The sequence below is a fragment of the Flavobacterium soyae genome (assembly GCF_021245985.1).
Lineage (GTDB): Bacteria > Bacteroidota > Bacteroidia > Flavobacteriales > Flavobacteriaceae > Flavobacterium > Flavobacterium soyae.
Map to the genome: position 1 here is coordinate 1 of NZ_JAJQXA010000038.1, position 686 is coordinate 686.

Sequence of the window (686 nt, forward strand, 5' to 3'; positions counted from 1 at the left end):
TTGACGGCACCGGCAGGAAGCTACACGGTAACGGCTTCAGCGAACGGCTGTACTTCGGGTGCATCCTCTGCTGCGGTTATCAATGCGCAGCCGGCTACCCCGGCAGTTCCGTCATTAAGCGCTGTGACCCAGCCTACGTGCCTGACAGCATCTGGAAGTTTTACAATCACAAACTATGATGCTTCGAATACCTATACGATAAACCCTTCGGCAGGTGTTTCCCAGTCGGGGGATACTGTAACGGCACCGGCAGGAAGCTATACGGTAACGGCTTCAGCAAACGGCTGCACTTCGGGTGCATCCTCTGCTGCGGTTATCAATACGCAGCCGGCTACCCCGGCAGTTCCGTCATTAAGCGCTGTGATCCAGCCTACATGCTTAACGGCATCTGGAAGTTTTACAATTACAAACTATGATGCTTCAAATACCTATACGATAAACCCTTCGGCAGGTGTTTCCCAGTCGGGGGATACTGTAACGGCACCGGCAGGAAGCTACACGGTAACGGCTTCAGCAAACGGCTGTACTTCGGGTGCATCCTCTGCTGCGGTTATCAATGCGCAGCCGGCTACCCCGGCAGTTCCGTCATTAAGCGCTGTGATCCAGCCTACATGCTTAACGGCATCTGGAAGTTTTACAATTACAAACTATGATGCTTCGAATACCTATACGGTAAGCCCTTCGGC

General features: G+C 52.9%; 1 protein-coding gene. It reads left to right on the forward strand.

Features of this window, described 5'->3' with window-relative positions; all coding sequences use genetic code 11:
- On the forward strand, window positions 1-686 hold a 686-nt coding region (locus LUU93_RS21480), incomplete at both ends, for a hypothetical protein (RefSeq protein ID WP_232683219.1).